The sequence below is a fragment of the Coprococcus phoceensis genome (assembly GCF_900104635.1).
In the GTDB taxonomy this organism is placed as follows: Bacteria; Bacillota; Clostridia; order Lachnospirales; family Lachnospiraceae; genus Faecalimonas; species Faecalimonas phoceensis.
In genome coordinates this window covers 261,104-275,034 of sequence record NZ_FNWC01000006.1, presented here as the reverse complement: position 1 = coordinate 275,034, position 13,931 = coordinate 261,104, and the positions used below count along the sequence as shown (strand labels likewise).

General features: G+C 41.8%; 10 protein-coding genes and 2 tRNA genes. All 12 read right to left on the bottom strand.

What is annotated here, in order from left to right; all coding sequences use genetic code 11:
* Positions 1–47: 47 nt before the first annotated feature.
* A complete protein-coding gene (locus BQ5364_RS02185; protein WP_022250690.1) occupies positions 48–377 on the bottom strand; it encodes an FtsB family cell division protein in 330 nt (109 codons plus the stop codon).
* A gap of 44 nt (positions 378–421) precedes the next feature.
* Entirely contained in the window at positions 422–775 is a 354-nt protein-coding gene (gene yabQ, locus BQ5364_RS02180) for a spore cortex biosynthesis protein YabQ (RefSeq protein ID WP_004613028.1), read from the bottom strand.
* Between the two features lie 7 nt (positions 776–782).
* Positions 783–1,067 carry a sporulation protein YabP gene (gene yabP, locus BQ5364_RS02175; protein WP_004613029.1) on the bottom strand — a complete coding sequence of 95 codons (285 nt, stop codon included), beginning with the start codon at positions 1,065–1,067 and terminating at the stop codon, positions 783–785.
* A gap of 112 nt (positions 1,068–1,179) precedes the next feature.
* A complete protein-coding gene (locus BQ5364_RS02170) occupies positions 1,180–1,419 on the bottom strand; it encodes an RNA-binding S4 domain-containing protein (RefSeq protein WP_004613031.1) in 240 nt (79 codons plus the stop codon).
* Positions 1,420–1,527: 108 nt separating this feature from the next.
* Positions 1,528–1,803: a non-specific DNA-binding protein Hbs gene (locus tag BQ5364_RS02165; protein ID WP_004613032.1), complete on the bottom strand. Its 276-nt coding sequence runs from the start codon at positions 1,801–1,803 to the stop codon at positions 1,528–1,530.
* 198 nt (positions 1,804–2,001) lie between these two features.
* Entirely contained in the window at positions 2,002–3,735 is a 1,734-nt protein-coding gene (locus BQ5364_RS02160) for a phospho-sugar mutase (RefSeq protein ID WP_004613033.1), read from the bottom strand.
* A gap of 48 nt (positions 3,736–3,783) precedes the next feature.
* Positions 3,784–4,788: a CotS family spore coat protein gene (locus BQ5364_RS02155; protein ID WP_004613034.1), complete on the bottom strand. Its 1,005-nt coding sequence runs from the start codon at positions 4,786–4,788 to the stop codon at positions 3,784–3,786.
* 72 nt (positions 4,789–4,860) lie between these two features.
* A complete protein-coding gene (locus BQ5364_RS02150) occupies positions 4,861–6,204 on the bottom strand; it encodes a CCA tRNA nucleotidyltransferase (protein ID WP_044987437.1) in 1,344 nt (447 codons plus the stop codon).
* Between the two features lie 79 nt (positions 6,205–6,283).
* Positions 6,284–6,354, bottom strand: a tRNA-Gly gene (locus tag BQ5364_RS02145).
* Between the two features lie 44 nt (positions 6,355–6,398).
* A tRNA-Phe gene (locus BQ5364_RS02140) sits at positions 6,399–6,471 on the bottom strand.
* Positions 6,472–6,565: 94 nt separating this feature from the next.
* Positions 6,566–7,447, bottom strand: a complete 882-nt coding sequence (locus BQ5364_RS02135; RefSeq protein WP_044987313.1) for a YitT family protein — start codon at positions 7,445–7,447, stop codon at positions 6,566–6,568.
* A 159-nt stretch (positions 7,448–7,606) separates the two neighbouring features.
* The gene (locus BQ5364_RS02130; protein WP_071143553.1) at positions 7,607–13,912 is read right to left on the bottom strand and encodes a glycoside hydrolase family 84 protein; all 6,306 of its coding nucleotides are present in this window, start codon (positions 13,910–13,912) and stop codon (positions 7,607–7,609) included.
* Between the last annotated feature and the right edge of the window lie 19 nt (positions 13,913–13,931).

Sequence of the window (13,931 nt, the reverse complement as noted above, 5' to 3'; positions counted from 1 at the left end):
TGCTCAAACACATTCTATCTTTTGTATGGTATTATGAAATTTTTCCATTATGGTTCCGGCTCAAACAATATCTCATTCTTGTGGATGAGCCCCAGCTTATCTTTTGCAACATCTTCTATGTACGCATCTGTTCCTGCATACTCTTCAAATTCTTTAATCTCTTCTGTACGCTCTTTTTCTTCTTTCAACTGTGCCGTAAGTTCCGCTTCCTGCTGCTTATAACGCTTGTTCTTTGCCTGAAGTGACATACTTCCCACCGACAATATGATTGTCAATAATAAAATCACACCACATATCGAAAGAATACTCGCTTTGTGACGGCGCATTCTTGTCCGCTGACGTTTATCACGGTTCCGCTGCTTTACACTTCTCATCATTGATACACCCTTATAAATCTATTTTTTGTCCCAATATAGTTATATTACCTTTTTTCCTTTGATTTATCAATAGATTTTTCGTCTTTTTCACGAATCCTGGCAAACAGTTTTTTCCCCATCTCAGACAAAAAATGCAGCACAAAAAATGAACAAACTCCCCCAACCACAACACCTATGGTAAAGAACCAACGTATACTACCATCACTAGTGTCATAGATCTTGACAAACAGATACAAACCTGCCCATACCCAAAAGAAAAAATCTTCTAAAGAAACGAAAAACAGATCGTGTTTTATAAGTCTTCTAAAAACTCTAATGCACGTATAAACCAAAAGTACAATATTGCCCGCCAATAACGCCTGCAAAAAAATGGATATTTCATCACCGATTCCAAGCATAACTCACCTACTTAAATAATTTCATAAAGAAATTCTCGCTTTGACCGGCATTTTGATGGACATCCGAGTACGCAATGCTGTCGATATGTCCGGATAAATCCACTTCCCCTTTTTCTACACTCAGACGATTTACATGCAGATCCTTCCCCTTGACCATGAGCATACCCTGTTCCGTCTCCAGCAATATCTCATTCAAATCAAACGACAGTACATCAAGCACACCTGTAACCATACTTGTCTTTCTATTGTTCACTACCAGCTTATGTGGTTTTTGTACCTGTTTTTCTTCCAAGATTCCACAACCTTTCTCCTTATTTCAAACTGCCGCCGGTATTTTTACCGGAAGTAATATCAATTTTGATATATCCTAATTATATGAAAGGTCTTGCTGTATTATGACTGTTTTATAAATATTTAAACAAATCTTTTGCTTCTTCTTTTTTTGTTGTGTCCTGAATATCCAGCACTTCTACTTTTACATTCTTCGTTCCGAATTGAATCTCAATAACATCTCCCGGCTTTACTTTCACGGATGCTTTGGCAACATTTCCATTCACAAGCACTCTCCCCGCATCACACGCCTCATTTGCCACTGTTCTTCTTTTAATCAATCTTGATACTTTTAAAAATTTATCCAGTCTCATCTTTTCTCCTCCACCTTTATTTTTCTTTTTTTATAACTTTGCACATGACTAAACTGTTTATAGAAAAAAAGAATGTGCCAAGCACATTCTTTTTATCATGAACATTTATTATGCATTTACAGCGTCTTTTAATGCTTTTCCAGCTTTGAATTTTGGAGCTTTGCAAGCTTCAATCTTCATTGTCTCACCAGTCTGAGGATTTCTTCCTTCTCTTGCTGCTCTTTCACTTACTTCGAATGTTCCAAATCCAACTAACTGGATCTTTTCACCTTTCTTCAGTTCTTCTTCCACTACGTCTGTGAAAGCTTTTAAAGCTTTTTCTGCATCTTTCTTTGATAACTCTGCTTTCTCAGCGATTGCTGAGATAAATTCTGTTTTGTTCATGGATTATGTTCCTCCTCTTATTTCAAACATAGAATGTATTCATCAATAAATTCTATCGGTTTTTTCGCATGTCTCACACGCTTTTTCTGTATGAATATGCCTTTAAATACTGTTATACCGTTTCACCCGTCTTTTGTCAAGTGTATTTGCCCACTTTTCCTTGTTTTTTCGGGGTTTTGGGGCACTTTTGACACCCTTTTACAGCATTTTATCAATCATCGCAAGAACTTCTTTTCCCAGCGCTTCTGATTTGGCATCCGCATCCTCTAAAGAAGTACCTTTTACACCATAATAGAATTTTACTTTCGGCTCTGTTCCGGATGGACGTACACACAGCCATGCGTCATCTGTCAGGTCGTAATATAAGACATTAGAGTTCGGAAGTCCCGTTCCTGTCACCTCGCCTGTAGCGAGATCCTTGATTGTATCAGCCTGATAATCTCTTGCTTTCAGCACTTCGTAAGCACCGATTTTTACCGGCGGCTCTTTGCGCAGCGTCTCAAGGATTTCCTGAATCTTTGCCAACCCTTCAATTCCTTTTAATGTAATCGCCTGAATATCATCCTTATAATATCCAAATCTCTCATACATATCAACCATGGCATCCCAAAGTGTCATACCTTTTGTCTTATAGTATGCAGCCGCCTCACACAGTGCCATCGTCGCAACAATTGCATCTTTATCTCTTGCATGAGTTCCGATCAGACAACCATAGCTTTCCTCAAATCCGAATAAATATGTGCCTTTTTTACTCTGCTCAAAACCGAGAATCTGCTGTCCGATAAACTTAAATCCTGTCAGAACTTCGATCAATCCTGTACCATATCCTTTTGCAATCGCATCTGCCATATTCGATGTCACGATTGTCTTGATCAGATAACCGTCTTCCGGCAATCCTACAGTCGCTTTTCGTTGTCCAATTTCATAGTCCGCAAGCAGACATCCTGACATATTCCCTGTCAGAACTTTATATTCTCCGGATTTACTGTCTTTCACATATACACCGAGACGGTCTGCATCCGGGTCTGTCGCCAGAACAAGATCCGCATCTACTTCTTTTGCCAGTTTTAATCCCAACTCAAATGCTTCCTCAGCCTCCGGGTTCGGGTAAGAGACTGTCGGAAATTCTCCATCCGGTAATTCCTGCTCTTTTACAACATATACATTTTCAAATCCAAGCTCTTTCAAAATACGTCTTGCCGGAATATTTCCTGTTCCATGAAGAGGACTGTAAACAATCTTTAATTCTTTCCCCATCTCTTTGATCGCATCCCAATGGATTACCTGCTTTTTCAATTCTTCCATATAAGCATCGTCAATCTCACTGCCGATCACCACATAAAGTCCTGCCGCCTTAGCCGCCTCCAGCGTCATCGTCTTCACGGTATTGAAATCAGTCACTTTTTTCACTTCATCCATGATTCCTTTATCATGAGGAGGAGTGATCTGAGCTCCGTCTTCCCAATACACTTTATATCCGTTATATTCCGGCGGGTTGTGACTTGCCGTGATATTGATTCCCGCAACACAATTCAACTTTCTTACGGCATAGGAAAGTTCCGGTGTAGGACGGAGTGATTCAAATACATACGCTTTGATTCCATTTGCATTCAGACACAAAGCCGCCTCATCCGCAAACTCCGGCGACATCCTTCTTGAGTCATATGCGATTGCCACACCTTTTTCCTGAAGTCCTTTTTGCAAAATATAATTCGCAAGTCCCTGTGTTGCTTTTCTCACTGTATAGATATTCAAACGGTTTGTTCCTGCACCGATCACACCGCGCAGCCCCGCTGTTCCAAATTCTAAGTCTTTATAAAATCTTTCTTTTATCTCATTTTCATTATCTGCAATTGCTTTTAATTCCTGTTTTGTCTCTTCATCAAAATATGGATTTGTGAGCCATTCTTGATACTGTTCCTGATAATTCATACCATTTGTTCCTCCTTTGCATTTTCCCTACTATTATACACCAGCATTTTACAAATGAAAAGAAAATATCGCCTCTAAAAAATGTTTCTTTTCTTCCGTCTGATGAATTGCAACCTCCAATTTCTCAACACTCTTCATCGGAATCCACGCTTTGCTGGACCGATAATAAGAGTTTGCCGCCTTCCAAAACTTTTCTGGATAAGACAGGCTGATTGCAAGATATTCCATCTCCCGCTCCCCAAGCGGCAAAATTTCACTGTAAGCCTCAAGCATCTTGTCACCAAGCATCACATTCCAATGATTCTTTTCCATCGTCTTCCTAAGGAAATAGTACAGATCCGCCAACTGAACATCTTGGTGAAAATGCTCGAAATTTGTTGTTGCAATTCCATCCTGCATCATCAGAACATTGTGATAATTGTATTCACCATGCGTAATCGTTGTTTTCTCTCTGCTTTGCTGCATCAACAACTCATATTCCGATTGTTCCAATCGGGCGCTCGCACTCTGCGCCCAGTCATACATCGCATCAAAATATTTCAAAAACATCAGCTCAAACTCACCTTTTCCTACTTTCCCGCGGATAAACGCCCGTACCTTTTTCATCTCACGGTTATGCCGGCAGTACTCCTTTCGCAAATCCTCGCCTTCCATAACAAAGGTCTCTGATTCCTCTCCAAAATCAATGGGTCCTCGCAAGACTTTATGCAGTTTTGCAAGATTTTTTGTCGCCCCCACAATTTCCTGTTCTTTTCGGATATCGCATTCTTTTCCGTCATACCAACGTTTGACCACATACTTAATCCCATCTTCTGATGTGCTGAATAATTCATGCTCTTTATTTTCTATGACCGCATCTACCCTGTCACATCCATTTTCCATCATGTGCACATATAATTTGTGCAGCATTGGAATTCTCTTTTCTGAAATCATAAGCTCCCTGAGTACAAAGAGCCCCTGATTTGTAGCACATAAAATAGCACCCCTGATTCTGCGGGTGCTTTTTATATCTATATCATATTGATCCAACACACTTACTTCGTTCTCTTTCATCGCTGCCCCCTACATTCATTATTTCCTATTCTCTCTAAATGTATGACGGACATCTTGTAAGTATGTGTATTTCTACAAAAGAGTTTCCTTGCGCAGTTTCCTGCTTTGCTCCAATAAAATCTCCTTTGTATTGTATTCCGGCTGCTCAATCACAAGCTCCAACAACGCCTGCAAGACGGCGCCAATCTGTTTTCCAGGCTGCATACCGTCCGCGATCAGATCGCTCCCCGAAACTGCTAACATCTTCAGAGAAACACACTCTTTTTTCTTCAGAATCTCTTTGTAGCACCGCTCGATTCCGGCAATATTTGAAAGCTTCTCCTCCCGCATATATTCACTCTGCGCCATTGTATCCGCTTTTCTGATCTCCAAATAATACGGAAACAATTCTTCACCGATCTTATTCATGGCTCTTCTGACGTTCTTCGGCTGTGCTGGCATGCGATAATCATGATACTGCACAAGTTTTGTCACTTTTCCAAGTGTATCATTATCAAACTTCAGTCTCTTCAAAATTCTTTTTGCAACTTCCGCTCCTTTTACATCATGCATCTTAAAATGTGCAACACCGTCTGCATCCACCGTCTTCATCTGAGGTTTTGCAACATCATGGAGCAGCATCGTAAGTCTCAAGACCTTATCAGCTCTGACCTGTTCGACCGCCTTCAACGTGTGCATTCCTACTGAATACATATGATGCGGCGTCTCCTGACCTGTCCGCATCATCTCATCAAATTCCGGAAGAACCACTTTTGTAATTCCAAGTTCATATGAAAGCGCCAGCAAACCCGGATTCGGCGATACGAGCATCTTGACCAGTTCCACCTGAATCCGCTCTGCACTGATATTTGCAAGTGTCGGCGCAAGCTTTCGAATCCCTTCCATCGTCTCGTCTTCAATCCGAAATCCAAGCTGTGCCGCAAATCGCACTGCGCGCAAAATCCGAAGCGCATCTTCCCCAAAACGCTCCCTCGCATTGCCCACACAACGGATCATCTTTCGCTGCAGATCTTCGATTCCGCCGAAAATATCCACCAGACCTTCCTCTTCATTATATGCCATCGCATTGATCGTAAAGTCTCTTCTTAAAAGGTCTTCTTTCAGACTTCGTGTAAACACAACCTCCCTCGGATGTCTGCTGTCCTCATATTCCCCATCCACACGGTATGTTGTCACCTCGAACGCCTCTTTGTCGACCAGCACCGTAATTGTCCCGTGCTCAATCCCTGTATCAAATGTTCTCCTAAACAGTGCTTTTGTCTCATTCGGAGTCGCCGACGTCGTAATATCCCAGTCATCAGGCACTCGTCCCAAAACAGAATCTCTCACGCAGCCACCAACCGCATACGCCTCGTAGCCGTTCTCCTTCAATTTGTTGATAATAAAATTTACTTTCTCAGGCAAAAAAATTTTCATATGCACTCCTTCGAGTTCCTTTGACTTCACAAAACTCACTGCAATTCGTCTCATTTTCCATATAAATGGATAGCAAAAAAGCGGGTGATGGGAATCGAACCCACGTATCTAGCTTGGAAGGCTAGTGTTCTACCATTGAACTACACCCGCATGTTACGTATTATATTATTAAGCTTAAGCAACTTTTAAAAGTATGCCCAGAGCCGGAATCGAACCAGCGACACGAGGATTTTCAGTCCTCTGCTCTACCGACTGAGCTATCTGGGCTTCTGTATCCTTTTTAGCTGTTCCTTAACACAAGTGATATATTATCAAAGGTCAGCTAAAAAGTCAACACTTTTTTTCAAATTTTTTCAATTTTTTAAATATTATGTTTATGAAGTGTAAATCCCCTGCCCATCACTTCATTTACCTGATTGATGATCATGAAGGCTTTCGGGTCAATTTCCAACACAAGTTGATTGAATTTTGGCATCTCACGGTTGGACACTACCGTCAATAGTGCCATAGATTCTTTCCGCAAATATCCGGATTCTGTTTTGAGGAATGTAGAGCCACGGTCAAGCTTTTGCTGAATCGCTGTATTGATCTCTTCATAATGATCGCTGATAATCTTCACCTGCATCTGGCTCTTTCCATTTACAAGCACTTTATCCATAACCGTTGTGTAAATCATCACAAGAAGAATTCCATATAAAATCTTCTCTCGATCACGAAATACCATCTGCCCGATCAAGATCATAAAGTCAAACGCATACAGTCCCACAGAGACCGGAATCCCCAATTTCTTATTTAAGATCAATGGCGGAATATCGACACCACCCGTGGAAGCTCCCGCTTTGATGACAACTCCGATTCCTACTCCAATCAAAAGCCCCGCAAATATCGTACTGAGCAGCGGATCTGTCGTCAGCCCCTGAAGCGCATCTACTCTTTGAAGCACTCCCAGTATAAACGGAAAATAGAACGTACTGATCAGCGTTGTCAGTGCAAACGAAATACCGAGCAGCCATATTGCCAGTAAAAACATCACAACATTAAACACTGCCGCAAAGACCTCCACCGGAATTCCCGCAAAATGGTTTGCGATCAAACCAAGTCCGGTCGTCCCTCCGGTAATCAGTCCCATCGGCAGTACAAACGCAACAATTCCAAAACAATACGCCGTATTTCCAAATATTACCCAAAATAGTTTTTTCCAGTCAAAAACGTTCTTCAACTCATTTTTCCACTCTGCTTTCATCTGAATCCCCCTTGTCCTTTTATCCATTTAATTTGTTAAAGAGAAAAAGAAAAGCAGGTATTCACCTGCTTTTCCTACTATCTGTCAATTTGAAATTTTTATACCCACTCCAAATATAACGTGTCATGTTCTCTCTCTTTTCTTCTGAACTTTGTCTTTCTATAATGTATCATCTTTTCCCGAAAGATTCAAGAACATTTTCCGTCTCATAAGGACAACAATTGCCAAAAGCGAAAGTAAAAGCGCTGCCATAACAGAAACATTTACACTGTCTCCTGTTGCTGCCGCTCCGTTCGAAGAACCACCATTTGGAGTACCGGATGTTCCGTTGTCCGGTGTCCCTGCTGTTCCGCCACCGTTTTGTTGTTTCAGAACAAGGTTACCGATCGCTGCTTCAATTGCATCTGCATAGGCATCTATCTCTTTTTGTTTTGATCTTGGCAGATTCTCATCTATGCCTGCAAGTACATCTTTCAACGCTTTCACACTGTCGTCTGTATAGACACTTAAGTCTGCCGGAATCTTTGCTTTCGCTTCATTCACTTTCGTGTAATCTGCAAGCTGCACAACCAGTTTTGCCTCTGCATTTTCAAATGCTGATTTTGCGTCTTGGAACTCTTCCTCTGTTGTTGTCTTAGCATCCAGCTCCATCAATGTGTCGTATGCTGCTTTATACGCTGCATAGCTCGCATCTGTATAGTCCTCTGCCGGTGTCTTCAGGATGATAGAATCTCGATACTCATCCATTCCTGAAGCAAGTTTTTCCAAACCTTTTATTGCTGCACGAATCGCTTCTGCTCCTTTCGCAACAGATTCTTTTGTCCCGTCTGCTTTCAGTGCTTCCGCTGCCGCAACAGCATCCTGCAATACTTTATAACTGTCTGCTGTATAATTCTCTGCGTTGTATTTTTCTGACTCTGCAATTGCAGCTTTCAGATCCACAATACTTACAAGAGCTTTTTGTGCTTCACGCATCGCCGCGATATTGGCTTTGTCAAGCTCTGCATCTCCTTTGGACATATCTTTTTCAGCTTTTGCAATCGCCAGAGAAAGAACCTCATAGCTTGCACTTGTATAATCATCTTTGTTCAGTTTCCTGAGCTCGTCGATCACTTTTTGGACATCGCTCTCACTGCCTTCTGCGAGCACTAAACTCTCCACCGCTTTATCTAACGCTTTAATGATATCTGCCACCTGATCTTTCGTTCCGTTGTTCAGATATCCTTGCGCCGTCTTCACAACATCCTGAAGTGCTGCCCAGCTGTCTTCTGTGTAGAGTGTTTCATCTTTCTTCGCAATCTCTGCAAGTTTTGCATTCAGCGCCTCTGTGTTTACAAGCCCCTGTTTTGCCTGTTCAAATACATTGCGTGCCTCATAAATTTCTTTTGGATTCTTGCGTTCTGCTTTATCGGCTTTCACAATTGCATCCAATGCTGTCTTTGCAGTTGTGTATGACTTGTAAGATTCCTTTGTGTAGTTCGCCTCGTCATATACCGGCGCATTCTGGAGTTCCAATTCTGCAAGTTCTCTCTGGACAAGTGAGTACTGTAGTGCGTTTTCTGCCTCTTCGAGTTTTGCAAGCAAATCTGCTACCTCTTTCTCAGAGATATTTTCTTTGTCTTTTAATACCTCTTCAATTTGAGCAATCACCGTCTCATAGGCTGCATAGGTTCTTGCTGAATAAATCTCTACATAAACAGGCTGTTCTTCTGTTCCCACATTTTCTTTTCCTGCTTTCTGATTTTTCAGCGCATTCTCTAATGCAGTCACATCACCTTTGACAACGGCATTTTTATGTGCGGAAAGAAGTGCTTTCTCTGCCATATCTACTACTTCCTGTGTCACATACTCATTTGCTGCAATTTCTTCTGCAACCGCTTTTGCATCTTTAACTGCCTGTTTGCTGCCTGCAGTCCAATTGTCTGCGATTGGTTTTTTGATCGCCTCATTAAGCGCATCTTTATTGACTGCTGCTTTTTCTTTTTCATTTGTCTTTATAATAGAAAGCTCTGGGATATCCTTTCCCCATGTTACAATGATTTCCAAAATCTGACTGTCTTTTGCCACTGCAAATTCATTGATTGTCTGATTCAATTTTCCAATTGTAACCGCTTCCTGTTTCTCACCATTCTTATAGAGCACAGCCTTTACAGTTGCGTTGGAAACCTTTCCGTTTTGGATTATACGGATTGTTCTCTGGTTCGGTTCGCTGACACGGTATGTGAAAGAACCATTTTCTGCTGATGGCTTATACGTTGTTGTAAAGTCTCCATCAAACATATTAGACGGAATCTTTCCTGCTTCCTCTGTCACCTCTGACACTACATCACGGTTAGATTCTGTCGTCATATATGCGCCGCCATTGATCTGCAGCTCATACAATTCAACCCATCTTCCTGTGTATGTTGTCAATGGCACGATTCTTAAATAACGTCCGGATGCGCTAAGTCCTGTTGCTTCCGCATACATATTACCCGGATTTTTAGAGTCGTGTGTCAGATATTCCGCGTCTTTTGCAGTCGCTGTATTTGGCAGATTTACCGCATTTGCATTTCCTACTTCCAAAATCTTTGTCCACTCGTTATCTGGGGCATCTTTACTGTCTGCCACTTCAAATTTTGCATGTCTTAAGAAATCCACGCTCGTCTCTTTCATATAGTATCTGAAAGATTTGAAATCTACTGTCTGTCCGAGATCAAACACAATCTTTTTACCTGCATCCTGTGTTCCTGTGATTTTTCCGGATGTGGCAAGATTTCCGTCAAATAAGTTATTCACTTTTCCGGTTGTTCTTAAATCCTCTGCGGAACTATTCTGCGCGAAATCACTCTCTACTGCCTTTTCACCGATGAATGCGTAAGTCACTGCAAATTCTTCGATTGCAACATTTGCTGTCGCATCTGACGCATTGTAAAGTCTCACATATCTTGCATCTTCCAATGCTTTTGTATTGACATCTGTCCAGATTACTCCATTCATAGAGCTCTGCACTTTCACATTCGCATTGTCCCCTGCTTTCACCGCAATGTTTTGAATTGCTTTGATGTTCTTTAAGTCAACACCAATATATTGACCTTTTTCCAAGCTGATGGTTCCCGGCTGCAAAGAAGAAACTCCTTCTTCCACCTGTCCAACCATTCCGTGATTTTCTACATTTGTGTAAATATTCTCTATTGTTCCTGCCTGAGAAATTCTCTGCTCTACAGTGAATTCAGAGAATTTTGCCCAAGAACCTTTTTGCTCTAAGTTGCGGATACGGATGTAACGCGCTGTCACTCCATTCAAATCAATATCCAGCACATCTTTTCCTGTCGCTGCACCAGTATGAGATTCATATCCTTTTACCGGAGTCCATGTCTTGTTGTCTACGGATGTCTCAACTGCATATTTTACAATCTTGTCTCCACCGTCGTGTCCGACTACGATGTGCGCTTTGTCTAATACCGCCTCTGTTCCAAGATCATATCCTAAGAAATCATCTACCATCACATCATCATTCGTTGAGTTCGCACTTCCATCCGGATCATACCATACATATGTATCGTCATCTCCGTCATACAGACTTGTCTCTTTTGTATTCTGAGCTACCGTCCAGCGGTCTGTTTTCATCACTTTATATGTAATTGGAGTTGTCGCATTCTTTGACGCACGGATATCTAATTCACCAACACGCACCCACCCTGCTGTCTGCTCTTTGTTTACGATTCGGATTGCTTTGATCTTCTCGCTTGTTGTAAAGTTCACCGTCTGATCTTTTGCGTTTGTGAGATCTCCTGCTTTTTTCCAGTTATTCTGTCCGTCTACGCTGTACTGTACTTCTGCTTTCTTAAACACATCATTCGCCGCTGATTGTCCCTGTGTCATTCTCACACTGCCAATCTGTTTTGCCTCCGGCAAAGTTACCTGAATATAAGCACCTTCTGCGATTGTGTCGCGGTTCGGATTCTCATATGGTCCTTTTGCAAGCCATGCTTCTGTGGAAAGATCACCATCAAACAACTTGTCTGTTGTCGTTCCACTCTGTACAGAAATTCCACTCAATGTCACGGTTCCGGTATAACGCTCTGTCTCTGCTGGAGCTTCTTTTTGATTGTTGATCTGAATTTCACGAATCTCAAGCCAGCAGTCATTTTTGTTCGCCTCTGTCGCAATCAATCTGATTCCTTTCGCCTTCAGATCTTTCGGAAGATTTTCTTCCTCCACACTGATATCCTGAACTTTTCCCTGTTCTCCGGTAAAGTTATTATCCATTCCTTCCAAAGTCAAGTCTGTCCAAGTTCCATCTTCTTCCATGTACTGCAGTTTTGCATGCTCAAAATGATCTTTTCCTGTTCCAAGCACAAAACGAATGCTGTCCACATCAATCATTTTGTTGTATTCCACACCGATATAATCGTCTTTTGAAAGTGAGTTCGGATTTTTGTAAATCACTTTTGTGGATTCATCGCCGTCAAAGAGATTCTCTTTCGCTCCTTCCGGTGTATCTTTTCTGCTTGTGATAAACTTCTGAATCACTTTATCCGGGTTGATTGCGGTCTCCGCCTTTGCAGATACATATTCCGCCAATGTATTGATAAATGGAACGATGTGTTGTACACCAACCTCTGCATATTCCTGATGATCTACATATAAAAAGTCATGTGTTTTTGATTGGTCAAATGCTGTCTTTCCGGCTGTGTTGTAATTGATCACAGCTGACACATCGCCCTCCAGATCACTCTTTACACCGTTTAAATATGCAATTGCCGCTTCTGTTGTGTCGTCCCAGCAGTCCAGCCAGTATACAATCTGTTCTTTGATTGCTTCATTTCCGCTGGCTCGATATGTTTTGGCAGCTTCCTGGAGCAGTTCAAATTCTTCAATCATTGCGTCCACATCAGCTGCTGTAAGTGTCTCCGCTTCCAGTTTTTCTTTAAATGCATTTAACTCTTCTTTCAATACTACGGATTCCTGCAATGCTGTGACACGTGAATCCATTGCCTGATTGATCATATGCTTTGACATCTCGCGAAGCGCATCGCTTGCTTCATTTGAAATCGCAGAATTGTGATCCACGAAAGAGAAGGATGCATTCCAGATCTCTTCTGCCTCTTCTTTTGTCTCCCAGATATTCCATGCATAAGATGCATTTCCGAAAATCGCAACTTTACTTGGCTCTGACTGCTGCATTGGATTCAACATAATCCCCTGAATCTTAGATGGTTCCACTCCCGGATGAAGGAATGTATCATATCCACCCATGATCAGGTGTTTCTTTGAGTTATCTGTACAAGGCCAGTTGATCCACATAAATGGTCCACGACCTACATTGTTTGTAAATGTAGAAGTAAAGTTATCCGTCACTTCTCCCCAAACTCTTCCGCCGGTCATAACAATCTGTACGTTGTCTGGTGCCTGTTTCAAAATCTGAAGTTCCTGACTGCTTCCGTTGCCCATGTAGTCATATGGAACATATGGAATTGTCATCTTCATATCCGGATATTCTTTTTTCACTTCTTTGAGCCACTCTGTCATATCGTTCAACAGACGTAATCCGTTTTGTCCACCCGGATTCCAGAAGTCATCTGCAAGAATGGCAATCTGACGTACGCCCTGATCGATCACCTGTTTGAATTTTGCCTGCAGTTTTGCTAAATCTTCCTCATAATGCTCGTCAAAACGAAGATGATTTCCGGCCGGGAATGGATGCAGCGCATATACATAACGGCATTTAGACTCATTTCCCGCCTCTGCCAATGGTCTGATCTTTGTCTTTAACTCTTCCTCTGTATAAAGTTCATCCCACTGCGTACGGTGCTTCGGATCATCTTTCGGTGCATAAAAATATGCATTCAGTTTATAATATCCGCCCCATTTCATCAGATTCACACGGTCTTCTGTAGACCATGGATTTCCATAATATCCTTCGATAAATCCACGGCTCACAACATCTGCATAATCCTCAATCTCAAAGTTTCGTATTGTGAGACTGTCAAGCTGTGCAAATACATGATACAGCGTAGTCAGTCCGTAAAATGCAGAATCTGTGTCTTTTCCAAGTACAGAGATTACATTTTCATCACTCGCCAAAAAATACGAATCTGTATTCTCAAACAATGCATCTCCCGGTGCATACTCTTTTGTAATATAGTCTTCTGCTTTTCCGTCTTCTCCGTGCACACCGACATAGACATTCGTCGCACCTTTCTTCGGCTCATCTGACTCCTTCACCTTAATATCTTTGAGCGCCGCAGCCTCCTCCAGCCGGTCTTTTGTCGCCTCATCAATTCCGGTGTCATAGATGACATTCATCTCCTTGCCAAGAATATAATCTCCCTCCTGATATTCCATCTTATGAGGAGTTGGATAGATTACATAGTCCTCTGCGGTTTGTTTTGCCGCCTGTACCGGCATAAAATTAGTCGGTATCGCAACGGCTGCTGTCAGCATCCCGGCAATCAGTCTCTTTATCATTTTCTTTCCCATAATTTTCGCCTTTCCTTTC